The organism is Furfurilactobacillus sp. WILCCON 0119 (assembly GCF_053471565.1).
Map to the genome: position 1 here is coordinate 44940 of NZ_JBPCCV010000004.1, position 18212 is coordinate 63151.

At 48.2% G+C, this 18212-nt stretch carries 18 protein-coding genes; 10 read left to right on the forward strand and 8 right to left on the reverse strand.

The features are described 5' to 3' along the window. Nucleotides 1-92 precede the first annotated feature (92 nt). Nucleotides 93-890, forward strand: a complete 798-nt coding sequence (locus tag ACRYI5_RS07320) for a YidC/Oxa1 family membrane protein insertase (RefSeq protein ID WP_407881101.1) — start codon at nucleotides 93-95, stop codon at nucleotides 888-890. 57 nt (nucleotides 891-947) lie between these two features. On the opposite strand, the gene ACRYI5_RS07325 is transcribed toward ACRYI5_RS07320, so the two are convergent. Beyond that, complete coding sequence (locus tag ACRYI5_RS07325) at nucleotides 948-1424, reverse strand: MarR family winged helix-turn-helix transcriptional regulator (protein ID WP_407881085.1); 477 nt, start codon at nucleotides 1422-1424, stop codon at nucleotides 948-950. A 233-nt stretch (nucleotides 1425-1657) separates the two neighbouring features. Here ACRYI5_RS07325 and coaBC point away from each other — a divergent pair, with 233 nt between their 5' ends. The 4 genes from coaBC to mnmG all read left to right on the forward strand — a co-directional run bounded on the left by coaBC (nucleotide 1658) and on the right by mnmG (nucleotide 7397). Next, on the forward strand, nucleotides 1658-2869 hold the full coding sequence (gene coaBC / locus ACRYI5_RS07330; protein ID WP_448224816.1) for a bifunctional phosphopantothenoylcysteine decarboxylase/phosphopantothenate--cysteine ligase CoaBC: 1212 nt from the start codon (nucleotides 1658-1660) through the stop codon (nucleotides 2867-2869). A 90-nt stretch (nucleotides 2870-2959) separates the two neighbouring features. Further along, the gene (jag, locus tag ACRYI5_RS07335) at nucleotides 2960-3886 is read left to right on the forward strand and encodes an RNA-binding cell elongation regulator Jag/EloR (protein ID WP_448224817.1); all 927 of its coding nucleotides are present in this window, start codon (nucleotides 2960-2962) and stop codon (nucleotides 3884-3886) included. A gap of 149 nt (nucleotides 3887-4035) precedes the next feature. Continuing rightward, the gene (gene mnmE, locus ACRYI5_RS07340) at nucleotides 4036-5427 is read left to right on the forward strand and encodes a tRNA uridine-5-carboxymethylaminomethyl(34) synthesis GTPase MnmE (RefSeq protein WP_448224818.1); all 1392 of its coding nucleotides are present in this window, start codon (nucleotides 4036-4038) and stop codon (nucleotides 5425-5427) included. A gap of 53 nt (nucleotides 5428-5480) precedes the next feature. Further along, nucleotides 5481-7397, forward strand: coding sequence for a tRNA uridine-5-carboxymethylaminomethyl(34) synthesis enzyme MnmG (gene mnmG, locus ACRYI5_RS07345; RefSeq protein WP_448224819.1), 1917 nt, complete (start codon nucleotides 5481-5483; stop codon nucleotides 7395-7397). Between the two features lie 81 nt (nucleotides 7398-7478). Here mnmG and ACRYI5_RS07350 read toward each other — a convergent pair whose 3' ends face one another. The 3 genes from ACRYI5_RS07350 to ACRYI5_RS07360 form a co-directional block, all read right to left on the reverse strand. Next, nucleotides 7479-8111 (reverse strand): orotate phosphoribosyltransferase, encoded by a 633-nt coding sequence (locus ACRYI5_RS07350; RefSeq protein ID WP_448224820.1) that lies wholly within the window; start codon nucleotides 8109-8111, stop codon nucleotides 7479-7481. Then, nucleotides 8105-8821 carry an orotidine-5'-phosphate decarboxylase gene (gene pyrF, locus ACRYI5_RS07355; protein WP_448224958.1) on the reverse strand — a complete coding sequence of 239 codons (717 nt, stop codon included), beginning with the start codon at nucleotides 8819-8821 and terminating at the stop codon, nucleotides 8105-8107. Before pyrF ends, ACRYI5_RS07350 begins: the two co-directional genes overlap by 7 nt. 219 nt (nucleotides 8822-9040) lie before the next feature. Beyond that, nucleotides 9041-10492, reverse strand: a complete 1452-nt coding sequence (locus ACRYI5_RS07360; protein ID WP_448224821.1) for an FAD-dependent oxidoreductase — start codon at nucleotides 10490-10492, stop codon at nucleotides 9041-9043. A 178-nt stretch (nucleotides 10493-10670) separates the two neighbouring features. Here ACRYI5_RS07360 and ACRYI5_RS07365 point away from each other — a divergent pair, with 178 nt between their 5' ends. Further along, a complete protein-coding gene (locus tag ACRYI5_RS07365) occupies nucleotides 10671-11570 on the forward strand; it encodes a LysR family transcriptional regulator (RefSeq protein ID WP_448224822.1) in 900 nt (299 codons plus the stop codon). A gap of 60 nt (nucleotides 11571-11630) precedes the next feature. On the opposite strand, the gene ACRYI5_RS07370 is transcribed toward ACRYI5_RS07365, so the two are convergent. Beyond that, entirely contained in the window at nucleotides 11631-12341 is a 711-nt protein-coding gene (locus ACRYI5_RS07370) for a class I SAM-dependent methyltransferase (protein ID WP_448224823.1), read from the reverse strand. 168 nt (nucleotides 12342-12509) lie between these two features. Here ACRYI5_RS07370 and ACRYI5_RS07375 point away from each other — a divergent pair, with 168 nt between their 5' ends. Both ACRYI5_RS07375 and ACRYI5_RS07380 read left to right on the forward strand, forming a co-directional pair. Continuing rightward, nucleotides 12510-13037, forward strand: a complete 528-nt coding sequence (locus tag ACRYI5_RS07375; protein WP_448224824.1) for a methylated-DNA--[protein]-cysteine S-methyltransferase — start codon at nucleotides 12510-12512, stop codon at nucleotides 13035-13037. 96 nt (nucleotides 13038-13133) lie between these two features. Further along, nucleotides 13134-13442 (forward strand): alpha/beta fold hydrolase, encoded by a 309-nt coding sequence (locus ACRYI5_RS07380; RefSeq protein ID WP_448224825.1) that lies wholly within the window; start codon nucleotides 13134-13136, stop codon nucleotides 13440-13442. Nucleotides 13443-13502: 60 nt separating this feature from the next. Here the strand turns inward: ACRYI5_RS07380 and ACRYI5_RS07385 are convergent, their stop codons facing one another. Then, nucleotides 13503-14342 carry an MBL fold metallo-hydrolase gene (locus tag ACRYI5_RS07385; RefSeq protein WP_448224826.1) on the reverse strand — a complete coding sequence of 280 codons (840 nt, stop codon included), beginning with the start codon at nucleotides 14340-14342 and terminating at the stop codon, nucleotides 13503-13505. Between the two features lie 126 nt (nucleotides 14343-14468). Between ACRYI5_RS07385 and ACRYI5_RS07390 the strand changes: the two genes are divergently transcribed. Continuing rightward, nucleotides 14469-15008 carry a TetR/AcrR family transcriptional regulator gene (locus ACRYI5_RS07390; protein WP_407881064.1) on the forward strand — a complete coding sequence of 180 codons (540 nt, stop codon included), beginning with the start codon at nucleotides 14469-14471 and terminating at the stop codon, nucleotides 15006-15008. Nucleotides 15009-15252: 244 nt separating this feature from the next. Then, the gene (locus ACRYI5_RS07395) at nucleotides 15253-16713 is read left to right on the forward strand and encodes an NCS2 family permease (RefSeq protein ID WP_407881062.1); all 1461 of its coding nucleotides are present in this window, start codon (nucleotides 15253-15255) and stop codon (nucleotides 16711-16713) included. A 53-nt stretch (nucleotides 16714-16766) separates the two neighbouring features. Here ACRYI5_RS07395 and ACRYI5_RS07400 read toward each other — a convergent pair whose 3' ends face one another. Beyond that, a complete protein-coding gene (locus ACRYI5_RS07400; protein ID WP_448224827.1) occupies nucleotides 16767-17498 on the reverse strand; it encodes a hypothetical protein in 732 nt (243 codons plus the stop codon). A 316-nt stretch (nucleotides 17499-17814) separates the two neighbouring features. Next, nucleotides 17815-18141 carry a DsrE family protein gene (locus ACRYI5_RS07405; RefSeq protein ID WP_448224828.1) on the reverse strand — a complete coding sequence of 109 codons (327 nt, stop codon included), beginning with the start codon at nucleotides 18139-18141 and terminating at the stop codon, nucleotides 17815-17817. Nucleotides 18142-18212 lie beyond the last annotated feature (71 nt).

Consider the following 18212-nt stretch of genomic DNA (forward strand, 5'->3'; position numbering starts at 1 on the left):
AGCTAGTAATTTATGAGAATAATGAGGAAAATATTGTGAAGTCCAACGGGAACCGTTTTGGTAAAAAGCGTCGGCGGAGCTTAGCCTTGGCAATGGTCGCAATGGCCAGTTTGTTCTTGGCTGCGTGTGGTCGGACCGCGATTACCAGTAAGAGTACGGGTTTTTGGGATCATGTGATCTTATATAACCTGAGTCAGTTCATCATTTGGCTGAGTCACGTGTTTGGTGGTTATGGGATGGGGATCATCATGATTACCCTGATCATTCGGATCATTATCTTGCCATTGATGATCTATCAAACACGGTCAATGCGAAAGATGCAGGAAATTCAGCCACAAATTTCAGCACTGCAAAAGAAGTATTCATCACGGGACACAGCAACGCAGCAAACGTTGCAGGCCGAAACACGGAAGTTGTATGCCGAAGTTGGTTACAACCCAGTTTCTGGTTGTTTGCCAATGTTGGTTCAATTGCCAATTATCTGGGCATTGTACCAGGCCATCTACCGGACGGCCGCATTGAAAACAGGGTCGTTCTTGTGGATGCAATTGGGGGATCGTGATCCTTACTTCATCCTGCCAGTTCTGGCCGCTATCTTTACTTTCTTGAGCTCATGGTTGAGTGTTAAGAGTCAACCAGAAACAAACTCAATGAACGCAGTGATGGTGTGGGGAATGCCGGTCATCATCTTCTTTACAGCCATGTCTGTTCCAACAGCATTATCGCTTTACTGGGTGATTTCTAATGCGTTCCAAGCGGGCCAAACCCTGCTGATTCAGAACCCATGGAAAATCAACCGTGAACGTGAAGCCAAGGAATCGGCAAAACGTGAGCAAGCACGTGCACGTGAACGCGCCATTAAAAAAGCGCGCCGTGGTAAACGAAAATAGTTGAACAAATAAAAAACCGGATACCCTATTGGGTATCCGGTTTTTTATTTGTCCAAACTACTTTTCGTCGTGAAGATCGTGATTAACAATTTCTAGAATGCCACCGATGTGGTCTTCCATTGTATCGATCTCAGTTCGGGGAAAAGTGGCAAGGAGTGATTTTGCCATTTCTTGGATCCGTGCGTACCAGTGTTGATAAACAGCTTCGCCACGTTCCAATAATTTAAGATTGTGAATCCGACGGTCCATGCTTCCTTCGACCTGTTCAACGAGGTCGAGGTGCATGAGTGCCGTAATCCGTGTGGAGAGTAAGGGGCTTGAAATTCGAAAAGTTCGGCTAAGCTTTGTGGACGTGATCCCAGGTTCAAGACCAATTTGGGTGATGAGAAGAATGTCACGGAAACTGAGCTTATTTAAATCAGCCACATCAACGGTAATTTTTTGAAGCGCGTAAATCTCTGTTAAGTAGCCGTGAATAAGGAGTGTAGTCACCCGGTCGATATCGGCTTGAGAAGGGGTAGTTGATTCTGTCACGTTAAGAGCTCCAATCTTAATCATATAGTTTAGAACATTAGCAATAAAAATAAGTGCTAATTTTAGAATAGGCAGAATCAGTATACAGTTCAACCGTTTAATAGTTACAAGTATGTGACAAATTAGCGGCAAATGAGTGTGAAGGCCAAAAAAATGACTAAGAATGCCCCTTTAACAGTAATTGAACGGGTACAATGAAAAAAGGAACGTGGCTAATTAACAGGAGGAACAAAATGGCACAAACAAAGCAGCACGTAGCAGTTTATGTGACGGGCGGCATTGCCGTTTATAAAGCAGCAATGGTGGTTCGTGGATTGATGAAGGCGGGCATGACGGTTCGCGTGGCGATGACTCCGGCCGCAACCAAGTTTGTCACCCCGTTAACATTTGCTGCACTGACGAAAACACCGGTACTAACAGATCTGTTTGCAAAAGAGAATGAAGCAACCATTCCCCATATCGAGTTGGCTGACTGGACGGATGTTGCCGTTGTGGTGCCGGCAACGGCCAACATCATTGCGAAGATGGCAACGGGTCTGGCTGACGAGGTCGTTTCAACGAGTTTACTGGCCACCACAGCGCCAAAAATTGTGGTGCCAGCAATGAATGAACACATGTGGTTAGCCAAGGCGACCCAACGAAATGTATCGCTACTAGAACAAGATGGGGTGACTGTGATGGCGCCTACAACCGGCGCGTTGGCGGAAGGTTATGCTGGATTAGGCCGACTCCCTGAACCAGATGAAATCGTTACGTTTATTGGCGATCAGATGCATGAGTCCGGGTCATTAGCTGGTGACCGGATCATGGTCACGGCCGGTGGAACTAAAGAACGGTTGGATCCGGTACGTTATTTAGGTAATGATTCATCTGGAAAGATGGGGTACGCAGTGGCCACGGCGGCCGCTCGTGCGGGGGCAACAGTGACGTTAATTTCGACGGTCACCCGGCCCACTGTGCCTGGGGTCGAAGTCGTCCCTGTGACCACGGCCGCTGAAATGTTGGCGGCAATGGACGCACGGTTTGATGATCAGGATGCGGTGGTGATGGCAGCGGCCGTCGCTGATTTTCGGCCGGCAACCACAGCCTCACAAAAAATAAAAAAGGTTCCCGGTGAGGACGCGCTAACGCTTCAATTGGTGAAAAATCCAGACTTACTGAAAACCTTGGCGGCCAAACGAACGCACCAAGTCATGGTGGGCTTTGCGGCTGAAACGCAAAATTTATTGGCAAACGCAACGGCAAAGTTAACGGGGAAACACCTTGACCTGCTGGTTGCAAACGACGTCTCACGGCCGGAGAGTGGGTTTAATGCGGATGACAATCAAGCAACACTGTTAATGCCGAATCAAGCACCACTTGTGTTGCCACTCATGCCAAAGTCAGCGTTAGCTGAGAAAATTATCGAACAGGTAGCGACGCTAGTGCACGATAAAAAACGTTAAAAAAGCGTTCACATCGGACGGCTCAGGCAGGCGAATGGGAATGAACATGCTACAATGGAACAAGTTTAGGTAAACGTGGAGGACAAACCGTTGGCACAGTATCGAGGAAAGACCGTTGAAGACGCGATTCAAACGGGATTAGCAAAGATTCAACTTGATCGCGATCGGGTCGAAATTAAGGTGATCAGTGAACCCATCACGGGCTGGTTTGGTCGCTTAAAGCAAGCTGCCGTTGTGGAGATCAGTGTAAAAACGGGTGTGCAGGTGACCGGAAATGCCCATGAAGACGCGGCGGAAGTCGCCGGTGGTTCCAGCCATCCGGCGGCCCCGGTCGATCACCCACATAAAACTACAGCGCCCACGAATCAAAAAAACGCTGCTGTGCGCGACGAGGAGTTGGCCCGGGATGTAACAGCTACGGCAGCAGTTCGTGAACGCGAGGGGGCCCATCCCCATGCTAGTAGCCACCAAGCAGCCACTGTGACCGAACCAGCGACGTCGGTGGAAGCTAGCGGCAGTTTGTCGTCGGCTGAATTACGGGCCCGTCAGGAAGCCAATCAGGAACGGCTCAACGCCAACTTGGAGCGAGTTGCCAACTACCTGCTGGATGTTTTAGCTGAGATTGGGGTTGATGCAGACGCCGAGGCTGAAACATATCACCACGGTGCAACGATTACGTTTATGACGGAACAAGAAGGGTTATTGATCGGGCGCCACGGCCGGACAATCAACGCCCTTCAGGTGCTGGGCCAAACGTTTATGCTGCGGCTCGGGATGCAACACTTTGAGCTGATGTTAGATGTTAGCGGGTACCGGGATCGCCGGACCGCCACGTTGCGCCGCTTGGCAGATGCCACGGCCCGGGATGTGATTGCCAGTGGGGAAGACATCCGGTTGGATCCCATGCCATCATACGAGCGCAAAGTGATCCATGGTCAGCTTGCTAAAAATGATCACGTCACCACCTTTTCACAGGGGCGTGAACCACGGCGGAGCGTCGTCGTTACGCCGCGGTAATCGTTTGACAAATTCGGGCGATGCCTTTAAGATATACACATTCAAAATGAACAATTACTGGTTAAAGTAGTCAAAGTGCTTTTCCCACGTGTATTTACGCGTGGGGTGGCACTTTTTTTATGCCGTTAAACCAGCCGAGAGGAGCTCATATGTCTCAAGCAATTACAGAATTCGACACCATTGCCGCCATTTCAACGCCACCTGGTGAAGGGGCGATTTCCATCGTTCGCCTAAGTGGTGAAGACGCGGTGGCGACGGCACAAGGAGTGTTTAAGGGCCGCAACCTCAGTCAGGTTGCCAGCCACACCATTAATTATGGCCACGTGATCGATCCCGTTAACGGGGATGAAGTGGATGAAGTGATGGTGTCCGTAATGCGTGCGCCAAAGACGTTTACCCGTGAAGACGTGATTGAAATTAATTGTCACGGTGGGATCGTTGCGACAAACCGAATTCTGCAACTGTTGTTGAGCCATGGCGCCCGGTTGGCAGAACCCGGTGAATTCACAAAGCGGGCCTTTTTAAACGGTCGAATCGATCTCTCTCAGGCCGAAGCCGTGATGGATCTAATTCGTGCAAAAACGGACCGGTCCATGAAGGTCGCGTTAAACCAATTAGATGGTAATCTGGCAACGTTGATTCGGAACCTGCGCCAAGATATTTTGGATGTGTTAGCACAGGTTGAGGTCAACATCGATTATCCAGAATACGATGACGTTGAAACCATGACAACCCGGCTGCTATTAGAAAAGGCAACGGATGTTAAAGCCAAAATTGCCGAACTTTTATCAACGGCCCAGCAAGGAAAGGTGCTTCGTGAAGGCCTGGCAACGGCCATTATCGGGCGCCCAAACGTAGGGAAGTCCAGCTTGTTGAACCACTTACTTCATGAGGATAAGGCAATCGTAACGGATGTTGCCGGGACAACCCGTGATGTCATTGAAGAATACGTGAACGTGAAGGGGGTTCCGCTGAAGCTTGTTGATACAGCCGGAATTCGTGACACGGATGATAAGGTCGAAAAAATTGGGGTTGAACGCTCTAAACGGGCGCTGGAAGCCGCTGATCTGGTCCTGCTGGTCATTAATGGGAGTGAACCCTTAACGGCTGAGGATCGCGAGTTAATTGACGCAACGGCCGATAGCAAACGGATTGTCATCCTCAACAAAACGGACCTACCACAGCAAGTTGACTTGGCCGGGTTGCAGGCGGCGGTCGGTGAGAGTGCGGTGATTGCGACGTCCGTTTTGACCAACGACGGGATGGATCAGCTTGAGGATCAAATTGCCGATCTATTCTTTGGCGGGATTGAAAATAGCCAAACGACGGTGATGGTCACAAACGCGCGGCACATTGGGCTGTTAAACCAGGCCATGCAAGCACTGGATGACGTGATGAACGGGATTGCTGCGGGGATGCCGGTCGATTTAGTTCAGATTGACATGACCCGGGCGTGGGACCTCCTGGGTGAAATTACCGGGGATTCCGTTCAGGATGAACTGCTGACCCAGCTGTTCTCGCAATTCTGTTTAGGTAAATAACGTAGTTCCATGGGGAACGATCCGCGTGGCGGATGATGAAAGGATTAAATGACATGATTTCAGAAGGAAAGCCTTACCAGGCTGGTGAGTACGACGTTATCGTCGTGGGTGCTGGTCACGCTGGTTCTGAAGCGGCGCTGGCGGCAGCCCGCATGGGGAACAAAACGCTCTTAATGACGATTTCACTTGAAATGGTGGCCTTTATGCCATGTAACCCATCTGTTGGGGGGCCAGCCAAGGGCATCGTTGTGCGTGAAATTGACGCCCTTGGTGGCGAAATGGGGCGAAACATCGACAAGACATACGTGCAGATGCGGATGTTGAACACCGGGAAGGGCCCTGCTGTCCGGGCGCTACGGGCGCAAGCAGATAAGCACGCCTACCACGAAGAAATGAAGCTCACCATGGAAAAGGAACCAAACCTGACGTTACGGCAAGGGGTGGTTACTGGATTAATGGTGGATGATGGCGTTTGTCACGGGGTGATTACGGCAACTGGTGCGCACTATGAGGCCAAATCCGTTGTGTTGACGGCCGGAACGGCTTCTCGAGGAAAGATCATCATCGGAGAACTGATGTATTCATCGGGCCCGAATAACTCACAACCATCTATTGAGCTGTCTGAAAACTTGGAAGAACTAGGCTTTGATCTGGAACGGTTTAAGACCGGAACCCCACCACGAGTGGATGGTGGAACGATTCATTATGATGAAACGGAAGAACAACCTGGTGATGACGTGCCAAACCACTTTAGTTTTGACACACCAGACGAAGCATACATTGACGTGAAGAACCAACTGAGCTGTTGGTTAACGTATACCAATGAGCACACCCACGAAATTATTCGTGAAAATTTGGACCGCGCACCGATGTTTTCCGGTGTGATCGAAGGGGTTGGTCCCCGGTACTGTCCGTCAATTGAAGATAAAATTGTGCGGTTTGCCGATAAGGATCGCCACCAATTATTCTTAGAACCAGAAGGTCGTAAGACGGATGAATGGTACGTTCAGGGACTATCAACGTCCATGCCAGAAGAAATTCAGCAAAAGATTGTTCACTCCATTAAGGGACTTGAAGACGCTGAAATGATGCGGCCAGGCTACGCCATTGAATACGATGTTGTGGCCCCATACCAATTACGCAATACGCTAGAAACGAAGCTCATTAAGAACCTGTATACAGCAGGGCAAATGAACGGAACGTCTGGCTATGAAGAAGCCGCTGGGCAAGGGTTGATTGCCGGAATCAATGCAGGTCGGCGGGCCCTTGGCCAAGCTGACTTTACGTTGAAGCGTTCAGACGCCTACATTGGTGTCATGATCGACGACTTGGTGACTAAGGGAACCAAGGAACCATACCGGTTGTTGACGAGCCGGGCCGAATACCGGCTGATCTTGCGGCATGATAACGCAGACTTGCGGTTGACGGCGATGGGCCATGACCTTGGTCTGGTTGATGACGCCCATTACGATCATTTTGAAGACAAGCAGGCAGCGATTGAGGGTGAACTGAAGCGGTTAGCGTCAGTTCGCGTTAAGCCTAACGAGCAGGTCAACGCGTGGTTGGCTGACCATAATGATGCGCCATTGAAGGATGGTGTGTTGGCAGCCGATTTCTTACGGCGGCCAGAAGTCACGTATGCTGATGTAATGCAGTTTATTGAGGCCCCAGCAGAACCACTTGATCGGCGGGTTGTCGAACAAGTGGAAATTGAGCTGAAGTACGCCGGCTACATCAAGAAGGCTGAAGAAAAGATCGCAAAGCTGAAGCGGATGGAAGCAAAAACCATCCCAGCGAACATGGACTACAACGCGATTGAAGGTTTAGCAACGGAAGGCCGGCAAAAGTTGATTAAAATTCAACCGGAAACACTGGCCCAAGCGAGTCGGATTTCAGGGGTCAACCCAGCCGACATTGCCATTTTGTCCGTTTACATTGAACAGGGACGAATCGCTAAAGTAAGTCAGTAACAGTGGTGTGTTTCACATGAAACAATGAAAAGAGCCCTTTGATCAGAGAAAATTTCTGATCAAAGGGCTCTTGTTTGTTGGTTAAAGGGTAATGGCCCGCCAGTGCCAGCGATCGTGTTGCCACGTCTTTGCAAGGAGTTTATCTGCCCGGGTTAGCGCATGTTGATCAACCAGCTGAGCCAACAATTGTGAATAAGTGATGAGTGCAGCTGGTGCAACATCATGGTCGGTAAGCGTCGTAACGACATCAGGCAGTTGATAATCAAAAATGGTGGCAAGACCAGAAACGGTTGCCCCTGAGTGACGGACGTTCGCAGCGGTTTCAACAAGGCGATTACCGGTAGTGATGACATCCGTTAGCAAGACCACGTGGTCCGTTTTGGCTACGCGGATCGCTGGTTGGCCCTTCGTTGCTGTCGCGTCAACAAGTGGTAAAGCAAGCGCTTCGGCAACCAGTGCTGCGTAAGGAAGATCGGGGGGTGACGGACTCATAATGACGGTCGCTTCAGGGAACCTAGTGGTGATCAGATCAGCTAAGCAACACACGATCAGTTGGCGAAGTGGTGGGCGGCCAATCGTTGCGTGAATGTCCGTATAGATGGGGGCCATTAACCCACTTTGGTGTTGAAACGGGTGCTGTGGGTCGAGCTTTATGGCGCCAAGCGTTAGTAACTCATTCGTTAAGATGGCAGTCTGAGTGGGTTGAATTAGCATGTGGCGAGCTCCTTTATAACGGCTTGGTAGGCGGTTAACGGATTGGCTGCCTGGGTAATGGGGCGACCGATGACGAGAGCTGAACTGCCAGCGGCAATGGCGGCCGTTGGTGTCATGGTTCGTAATTGGTCATCTGTGGTACTGCCAACGGGGCGAATGCCCGGTGTGACCAGAAGAAAGTCGTCAGGAACCCACTGCCGGAGACGGGGAAGTTCTTGTGGCGAGCAGATAATGCCGTCAACGCCAGCTTGGTTGGCAAGAGCGGTGAGGTGGTTGACTTGATCCGTCATGGTTCCAGTGACCCGCTGTTCGTGATTGAGCGCCAGTTCTGAAACGGACGTCAATTCTGTGATGGCAAGGAGTTTGGGCGGGGTGACGTGGGCTGTTAACGCGCCGAACCGAAGCCCTCGTTTGGCGGCAATCATCATTTTGGTTCCGCCAAGGGCATGAACAGTGGTGTACTGAACACCAAGCTGGCCAATTTGAAACGCGGCCTGTTCAACGGCTGTCGGAATGTCATGAAGCTTAAGGTCGAGGAAGATGTCACACCCCCGGGCCTGTAAATGGGTGATGAGGCTTGGGCCCATGCTATAAAAGAGGGCCATCCCCACCTTGATAACGGGGTGATGGTGCGGGGTCAGCTGGTCTAGTAGCTGATCGGTCGCGGCAAGACTGGCAACATCTAATGCAAGAATGATTGGTTTCAAAATGAACATTCCTTTCAACCACCTGGGCACAAAAAAACCAATGGTCTTCTGCCCGGCTAACCGTTCAGTCTCCCCATTGGTGACGTAATTGTGGATTATGATTGAGCTAGCTTATCGACCTCACTGGATCGAGTTAAAGCGGCATGATGTATTTGTTGTTCATAAGCATACTGGATTTTAAAAATCTGTCAATGATTTTATCTAACGATTTTGGCGATTCGATTAGCCCTGTGCGAGGGTTGCGGCATGAGCACCAGCTGTTCTGCCTGAATAAAAGGCATAGCCGACGCAGGTCCCGGGCATGTTTGGCCCGTATGTGTCACCGGCAAGGCCAGAGGCGTCGTTTCCGACGGCGTAAAGTCCGGTAATGACCTGACCGTGATCGTCAAGGACTTCATTTTCAGGCGTTACTTTTAGACCACCCATGGTACAAAAGGCGCCAACACTGAGATCAAACGCGTAGAATGGGCCTTTTTCTAACGGCACCATGTACTGGGCGTCCTTACCAAATTCGGTATCCTGATGATTAGCGGTATCATTGTTATATTGGTTGATCGTGCTGGTCAAGTTAGCGACGTCAACGTGCATTTTCGCTGCTAATTCCTCAACGGTGTCAGCCTTAATGATAAACGGTCTTTCGGCGGCCACTGCGGCGTCGATTTCTTCTTGAAGCTTCGTCATTTTCTGGCCACGTTTGACGTAGACCCCGAGGCCCATGTAATTTCCCGTTTTTGCCATTTTTTCAATGACTGAAGAATCTAGGAGGCTGAACACTTTATTTTGGGTGTAGAGGGCGTTACCGGCGTATGAGAAGTTATAAACGACGCTTTCATCGACAAACCGGTGGCCGTCTTCGTTGACCCATAGAAGTGGTTGCTGACCGGCGGCCGCGTTCATTTCTGAGCCCATCATTTTAAACGATGGTTCGTCAGGGTCGTTTAGGTAGCCACCAAATAGCATGGCGGTCCCGAGGCCGTACTGCTCTGCGCCAACATTCCAGGCCATTTGAAGGCCGTCACCGGTGCCTTTACCGGAGCTAACGGTCACCAACCGGTCTGTATCGTAGTGGGTGTCAGTTTGCATTAACTGGTGGTTATTGAGGTAGCCACCGGTTGCTAAGATGACGGCTGCTGTGGTGATAGTTTCTGTCGTGTCCGTGGCAAGGTCATGGATGGTAATTGAGGTGATGTGCTGCTGATCCGTTGCGATGGCGGTGGCTTCAGTCGAGGTGCGGATGTCAACACCAAGCGCTTCTGCCTTTGGAAGCAGGGCGTCGTGGATGACCGCGTTCCCCATGCCCTTGTAGATGTGCCACGTTGCTTCGCCATCACCCATGGCCTGAACGCCCTCGTATTCCACCCCTTGGTCCTTGAGCCATTCGACGGTGTCAGCACTTTGGTCAATATAGTTTCGCCAAATGCGTGAATCAGCGCGAAACTTGGAATAGGTGACTTCTTCCTTCAACACGGCGGTTTTGGAAACGTTAATGTGTTGTTCCCTTTGTAGGTAAGAATCAACGGCAAAGAGGCCCTCCGTGTAGTTACTGCTTCCACCGGTGTTTCGGCCCTTTTCCAACAGTAAGACCTTTGCACCACGTTGCGCTGCGGTAACGGCAGCACTTGTTCCTGACGCACCAGTTCCGACAACAACGACGTCATAATTATGAGTAGACATAAGCTTCCTCCAGCAAGTATGTTATTTAGTGATCAATAGATTTTAAAAATAAAGTGTCTGTATAATAGCGGTAAGTGATTCATCACCCACGCTTATCATAGTGCGTGATGAAGCGGTTTAAAATTGAGCAAAAGGTTCGCCTGGGCAACCACTGGTTCGGGTCAAAGGGTGCATGATGATGGAAATTGAACGGCTAAAAACGTTTTTAAACGTGGTTCAATACGGGAGTTTTCAGCAAGCTGCTCAGAAGATGTATCTGTCACAACGAGCGGTATCAAAACAGATGACGATGATGGAAGATGAACTGGGGGTTCGGTTATTTGAGCGTGGGCAAAACAGCATTTCATTAACAACACAAGGACACTTGTTTTACGCATCAGCACAGGATATTGTTAACAATTACACGAATGTTTTAGCAGAAATTCAACGTGCTAAGGCCACTGAACAGCAACGGCTTCGAGTTGGTTATTTCTCAGCGTTTGAACAGCGGTTACTACAAAGTGTCTTGTATGAATTGCTTGATCAAGATCAGCACCTTCAGTTGACGGTAACCGAGGGTAGTAATGAGCACCTCATTCATGCAGTGGTAGATAGGACTTTGGACGTTGCCCTTTCCATCAGTTACGGGCACCCAGTGATGATTGAAAATCCCGCTGTCACTGCGGTGCCAATTTTTACGGGCACAATGGTGATGGGAATCAGTAAGCTGAATCCGTTGAGTCGCCAGAAATCGTTAGCCGGAGCGGACATTGGTGAACTGCCGATTCTGTACTATAGTCCCGAAAATTCAACGTTTTTACGTGAAAGCTTTGTGTCGAGCGTGCCGCAGTTGGCTAATGATAAAAAAGTTCATCGCGTAACCAGCGTTGAACAAATGAATTTACTTGTGTCGTTAAATAAGGCCGTTGCGTTTTACCCGAGCGGTCTTTTACCTGCCCCTTTGGATTCACACATGACGTTTGTACCATGGGCGGAAGCGGCTGGACAGCGGTATACAATCGATGCGGTTGTTAACACTACGAACCAAAATCCCCTTGTGCCACACGTTTTGGAAGCATTGCGACATGTGGACCGATAATAAAAAAAGTCCTGGTCAGTTGACCGGGACTTTTGCATAGAAAAGGAATATTGTGCATGCTTATTTTTCGCCGCTAATCATGTAAGAACCCATCCACGGACCGGACCACCAGCCGTTTAGGCCGCAAGATTTCGTGGTGATGTTTTTTAAGTCGTGCAGTGCCGCTGCATACGCTTTTAGGTTGTGATCGGTATCAACAATAAGTAATTGCCCACCAGGTTTTAACACACGAACCGCCTCATGGAGCGCCGTTATCCGATCAGCAGCTGGCTTAATGTTGTGAAAAGCAAAGCTAGAAACGACGAGATCAAACTGGTTATCTTCAAGGGTTAAATGCCGCATATCGGCCGTGATAAGCTTGGTGCGGTCTGCAACACCAGCTAGCTTAAGGTTTGCTTCAGTAGCCGCTAATGAATTACTGGACTGATCACGATTTCGCCACAGATCCACCCCGATGGCTTGACCGTCAGCCATTAATTTTTGGGCTAGCGGAATCAAAACAGCGCCATGACCAGTGCCAAGATCAAGCACGTGACTTGTGTCAGGAAGCGATAATTGAGCGATGATTTTTTGCCAAATGAGAAACTTCCCACGAATTGAAGTGTGAAGAAACAACCCGCTACCAATCAGTAAAACAACGCCAAAGATAAGGCTGATTGGCCAGGTGGCATAATCGTGGCTAACCGCGACGCCAATTAAGACGCCCAGGCCACCGAGAAACCAAAGAAGTGGGACGAGCGGTGCATCAATCCCATAACGAATTTTATTCATGAGCTTTCCTACTTTCCTGCTTAGAAACATTAATGATTATAGCATGATTATTTTATGGATGATGATGATCTGAAAATTTAGCAACGTTTAGATGACAGCAATTTTCGTATTTGAGCGTATAATTTAGAAAACAAAACGAGTGGTGTTAATCAAGAGGAGGTAAACGACATGCTGTATCAAAGTCATTATCAATCGCCACTGGGAGATATTGTCTTACTGAGCGATGAGGAAGCGTTAATGGGTCTGTGGTTTGCGGATCAGAAGTATTATGGGGCCGGGTTTGATTTGGCCGACGTGACGGTGGGACAATCGGCACCCATTAAACAAGCAATGGTGTGGCTGACAGCATATTTCGCTGGCGAACAACCAGATATCGGCGAGTTAAAATTAGCACCACAAGTGACCGCATTCCGGCAATCAGTCCTGGCAGCGTTGGCGACGATTCCTTACGGGACAAGCCTGACCTACAAGCAAGTTGCACAATTGGTCACGGATGATGATGCAAAGGCGGCCCAGCTTGCCCGAGCCGTTGGTGGTGCTGTCGGTCACAACCCGATTTCCATCATCATCCCGTGTCACCGGGTGGTTGCAACAGATGGGGCACTGACAGGCTACGCCGGTGGAATGAATCGTAAAATTGCCCTATTAGCGTTAGAAGGGTTTGACCGGAGTCATTTGGAACAGCAACACATTTAAAGTGTGGAAGCGGAGGGGCTATCAAGTGACGACGGTTGATTTGCGTGGTCACGGGAAGCAAGTGTACTGTGGTCTTATTATACCCACTGGGGTACCGTGCGAGATTTGTTGGCAGGCATCGAAAAACTAGGTGGCCATGGGATTTTAGTGGGCCAGCAGCTAGTGGCAACCATTAAACAAGCGGGCACTGCACTGAGCCAGCTAACCGTGCCCACCCTCATTTTGATGGGGAGTGAAGACCATGACTTTGCGAATCCTGAGCAAGAAGCAAAGGCGCTCGTAAGTGCGATGCCAGCGGGACGTGGTCGTTATGAAATGTTGCCTGGTGCCGGCCACTACGGCCAGGCGCAAGTGCCAGAGCTGGTTGCAGAGAAAATGATTGCGTTTCTTAACGCTAACGATTGAACTTACAAAAAACAGGCTCGTCAAGTTAGAAAAATCTGACTTGAAGGGCCTATTTTTGTGTTACCGAAAGATTGACTGGGACACGCCCCACAGGGAACCGGGGTTAATCCGGGTACCGTAGCGCGTCATCATTTCGCGATACAGTTCATCAGCCGAGTGAGTGGTTTCGGCCAGTTCGTTAAAGGTGGAAATGTAAGCAATCGTTTCATCAAGAATCTTGGGATCATCATCGTTTGTGGGCACTTTGTGGCCAGCGACGACGTGTTCTGGGTGAAGGGTCTTCATGTGTTCATTAACCTTGATCCAATTTTTACGGGCATCAAGGGTCGTTTCAGCCATGAAAGGGTGCACGCCGTTGTAGGTTGCGTCACCAGCGACAATTAATTTGAGATCTGGGACCCATAAACTGGTCGAATCGTGCGTGTCTGTGAAGTTATCGCTCAAAATGTCGATCTGATGGTCTTCCAACTCGAATTGATCAGTAACGACTTCATCCGCGCCAACTAAATGTGCTGGCACCTGGCCAGGGAAAAGCTGTTGCCAAACGGTGGTCACCATTGCTGGCATAATGACGGCAGGAATGGCGTCAGCCGTGGCTTGTGTGGCAATGACCTTGGCATTTGGAAAGGCGTCTTTGAGCATTGCAGCGCCAAAGAAATGATCGGAATGGGCATGGGTAATGTAGATAAACTTCAAATTGACCTTGTGCTGTTTAATCCAGTCGATGAGTTTATTGTTCGCCTCAATTGATAAAAACGTATCAACCAAGACGGCGTCACGGTCACCGTAGATAAGCGTGGCTGTGTTAGCGACCCACTGAAGGTCTTCTGTCCCGGCCGGAATGTTCCGGGTTGAACTGTCACGAACGTCGATGTAAGTATCATAGTTTAAAGTTGTCATTGTTATCATCCTCCTGCATGCTGTTGTTGATGGTGTTTAATATAAAGTCGGAATGAAGAAGAAACAATAAACAAATTTTCCCATCTGTGTCATAATACACATATGAGAAAAATGGTGGTGTAAATAATGAATCAACCGAGTGATCGACGAATTTTACGAACACAGAAAAACATCAAACAGGCGTTTACTGAACTGTTAGAACAGAAGCCGTTTGATAAAATTACTGTGGCCGAAGTGGCGGAGCTCGCTGATATTAATCGGCGTACGTTTTATCTGCACTATGAGGACATTTATGCACTGTTAGAGCAGCTTGAGCTTGATCTGATTGGTGAGTTTAATGATGATCTGCAGATTAGTGCTCCCCAAATTCTGCATGAGTTTCAAACGCAATTGCTCGTTTTCCTGGGGCGGCGAAAGCAATTAATGCACGCGTTGCTCAGTAATCCGAACAGTCAGTTTTTAGGTAAAGCAATGGCATTGGCGATTGAACGCGACCTTGCTCACAGTAGTTACACGACAAAAACTGAGCGGAAGTATTGCTGGCAATACATTGAACACGGTCTGCGGGGCGTGCTATTAGATTGGTTAGTAACGGCCTCACTACCACAAGCAAAAATGGCTGACTTCATTACCCGTGAGGTCGAAAGTTCATTGGCAGTAAATTGACTATTGCAAAAAATGGTGGAGTGCTTATACTAATAGACAACTCTTATTAGTCGGTAACGATTAATCAAACAATTTCATACGAGTCGTTAACGTGTTTTGCCACAGACTCCATAAATGGGGAAGTCCATCATTGGTTAATGACGTAGTACAAGTATCTTTGTATTACGTCACTTTTCTTTTTACAGTCGTATTTGTGTGCAAGACACAGATGCGGCTGTTTTTTGTCACAGAAAGGATAAGGAAATTGCTAGAACATTATTTTAAATTATCTGAGAACAAGACCAACGTTCGAACCGAAGTGTTGGCGGGATTAACAACGTTTGTGGCCATGGCCTACATTATTTTCTTAAATCCGGCTGTGCTTTCATTAACGGGGATGCCGAGCCAAGGGGTGTTCTTGGCAACGATTTTAACCACCATTGTGGGGACGTTGATTACAGGTCTCTTTGCAAACTTACCCTATGCTTTGGCGCCGTCGTTAGGGATGCAGGCGATGTTTACATACACGATTGTATTTGGCCTTGGCTTTACGTGGCAACAAGCGCTCGGGATGGTCTTTCTGGTAGGGTTGGTAGACGTCATCATCACCCTAACCAAGGTTCGGGCGATGATCGTTAAGGGAATTCCCAATTCGCTGAAGCACGGGATTGCAGCGGGGATTGGGTTATTTATCTCTTACATCGGTTTAAATAATGCCGGCTTTTTGAACTTTAACATTGGGTCTAAAAGCATCCTTTCAGTCAATGACACTGCTTACCATGGGCAAACGATCCACCATGCGATTGAGAGTGTGATGTCTGGTTCAGGAACAACGCCAGGAATCGCGCTGTTTAACACACCGGGAGTGCTCTTAGCGCTGATCGGATTAGTGGTGTTGATCTTATTGGTTATCATGAACGTACCTGGTGCGTTTATTATTTCTGTGATTATTACAACGCTAATTGGAATTCCGATGGGAGTGACTAATACCCATGTTCAGGGATTGGCTGCCTTCCACACAACGTTTAAAGATTTTGGTTCGATTTTTGGGCAGGCACTGGGAAGTAAGGGACTCGGGTCCATGTTTACCACGCCTGGACATATCTTAGTGGTGATTTTAACGGTCTTCTCGATGGGACTCTCCGGTTTGTTTGATGCAATCGGAACATTCATTGGAACGGGGATGTCGACCGGGATCTTCTCTGAAGCAGATCAAAAAGAATTTTATGAAGGTAAAGGCTTTAAGTCTAAAATGGATCGGGGGCTAGTCTCGGATACGTTTGCAACCATGTTCGCCGGGATTTTAGGAACGTCAAACACAACGACGTTCATTGAAGCTTCTGCTGGGATTAAGGCCGGTGGACGGACCGGGTTGACTGCTGTCACAGTAGCTGCCGGATTTGCATTATCCTTAGTCTTTGCTCCGTTTGTTAACGTTATTCCGGGTGCCGCAACCGCTCCAATTTTGATTGTTGTCGGCATTATGATGATGAATGAATTTAAGCTGATTGATTGGGAAAATCTTGAAGTTGCGGTGCCAGCGTTCTTCACGGCCGCCTTCATGGCGTTCTCTTATTCCATTTCATACGGAATTGCTGCTGGGTTTATCTTCTATATCTTAGTGAAATCGGCCAAACGTAAATTTAACGAAATTAGCCCAATTCTGTGGGTGATCACCGCATTATTCTTATTGAACTTTGTTGTGTTAGCATTAAATTCAAAATAAATTGCTTGATGGGAAAAAGGCCGCTAACGGAAGTTAGCGGCCTTTTTCATGTGTTATTTATATTGATTGATCAATTTTTTTAACTCTGTTTGAGCAGCCGTATCAGCAGACACTTCAAACTGTTCATCTGGTTCGTGAGCAGTGGTTCCTTCGCCACTGGTTTGACCAAAGCCTGTATTTGTCGAAACAGGTGTCCCATTACCGGTTTTTAGTTCATAGACAACGCCGTTATCGCCAAGCAAATACTTACTGACTGGTTTATCAAAATCCATTCCACCGGCATTGTAGTTTCCTGCAAAAGAGCCCTGATACAAGTCTTGCTTACCGGTGTCACCATTTTTGGATTTATAAAACACACAGCCACCCACTGAATGAATGCTGAAGGCGCTGGCACCAGGGTTTTCATTGTCCTGAACTTGGACACGCCCATCAGGCGTATTTGCATACCAATCGCCACTTCCCGCAGCCCCGTGGTCAAAGTACCAATCACTAACTGCCATGTGGCCGATTAAAGCACGCCCATCTGCCCAAGTTAAAAATGAATCATTGATTTGTCGTTTTTGCTGGTAACTAAGGGACACCGGCGTTGATGAAGCGTCGTGTTCACTAGTTGTTGAACTTGAGGACGACTGGTCAGTGACTGAATGATTTGAGTCAGTGACGGTGGTTTTTTTTAAAGAAGGATGATCTAAGAGTGAATCATTTTCACTGGTAGCGCTATTCTGACAGCCAGTTAGAGCCAGAAGTGTAAGAACTGATAATGATAGGATGAGGGCTTTTTTCATGAGGTTCTCCAGATTTAAGGCTTTAATTATCATTACTAATCACCAGTTATCGAATTAGTAATAATTTTATACTAAGCCAAAATGAGCTGTTTTTCACGGAAAATTATTGAAGTGACATACGTGAAAATGTCTGAAGGAGGGTGGTGAATGTTTGAGGTGATAATGCTATGTCATGATGTGAATTTAAAAAGCTAACACAAATGACAATTAGTGATTCGTCATTGTGTTAGCCCTTTACGTATCATCAAGGTTTCATGATTGTTAAATTTGGTGGCGGTTGTTTCACGTGAAACGGTGCTTATGTTGCGCTTCGCCATTAAGGCTTAATGTAAGCAAAACCACGGCTTTGTAATTCCGCTAAGTCGACCACGCCCGCTGGAACAATCGTGGCAAATGCAGGAATGTCATCTTCGGAGAGGTTATGTGAGTTCATTGCATTATGACATGCGTGAAAGGCGACCGTTGGCAATTGTGCCATGGCAGCTTGCAAAACGGGGTCTGTGAATCCTGTAATTGCGTCACCGTTAATTACTAGAACGAGTTCAGCAGTTGGGGCAATAGCCAAGAAATTATGAAGATTTCTCAAGGCGTGTTCGATTTTATTGGGTTCATCTACATGGAAAACGGCCTTCATTGGTTGCATGTGTTATTCCTCCTGTGATGGCTAGGTTCGGTACTGATCATTGAACTCAACTGTATCACCAAACGGCCAAT

Excerpts from the sequence above, each read along its gene's own strand:
- ACRYI5_RS07320 (WP_407881101.1), top strand. The coding sequence starts at position 93 with ATGGTCGCAATGGCCAGTTTGTTCTTGGCTGCGTGTGGTCGGACCGCG.
- coaBC (WP_448224816.1), top strand. The coding sequence starts at position 1,658 with ATGGCACAAACAAAGCAGCACGTAGCAGTTTATGTGACGGGCGGCATT.
- mnmE (WP_448224818.1), top strand. The coding sequence starts at position 4,036 with ATGTCTCAAGCAATTACAGAATTCGACACCATTGCCGCCATTTCAACG.
- mnmG (WP_448224819.1), top strand. The coding sequence starts at position 5,481 with ATGATTTCAGAAGGAAAGCCTTACCAGGCTGGTGAGTACGACGTTATC.
- ACRYI5_RS07350 (WP_448224820.1), bottom strand. The coding sequence starts at position 8,111 with ATGCTAATTCAACCCACTCAGACTGCCATCTTAACGAATGAGTTACTA.
- ACRYI5_RS07360 (WP_448224821.1), bottom strand. The coding sequence starts at position 10,492 with ATGTCTACTCATAATTATGACGTCGTTGTTGTCGGAACTGGTGCGTCA.
- ACRYI5_RS07365 (WP_448224822.1), top strand. The coding sequence starts at position 10,671 with ATGGAAATTGAACGGCTAAAAACGTTTTTAAACGTGGTTCAATACGGG.
- ACRYI5_RS07370 (WP_448224823.1), bottom strand. The coding sequence starts at position 12,341 with ATGAATAAAATTCGTTATGGGATTGATGCACCGCTCGTCCCACTTCTT.
- ACRYI5_RS07375 (WP_448224824.1), top strand. The coding sequence starts at position 12,510 with ATGCTGTATCAAAGTCATTATCAATCGCCACTGGGAGATATTGTCTTA.
- ACRYI5_RS07385 (WP_448224826.1), bottom strand. The coding sequence starts at position 14,342 with ATGACAACTTTAAACTATGATACTTACATCGACGTTCGTGACAGTTCA.
- ACRYI5_RS07390 (WP_407881064.1), top strand. The coding sequence starts at position 14,469 with ATGAATCAACCGAGTGATCGACGAATTTTACGAACACAGAAAAACATC.
- ACRYI5_RS07400 (WP_448224827.1), bottom strand. The coding sequence starts at position 17,498 with ATGAAAAAAGCCCTCATCCTATCATTATCAGTTCTTACACTTCTGGCT.
- ACRYI5_RS07405 (WP_448224828.1), bottom strand. The coding sequence starts at position 18,141 with ATGCAACCAATGAAGGCCGTTTTCCATGTAGATGAACCCAATAAAATC.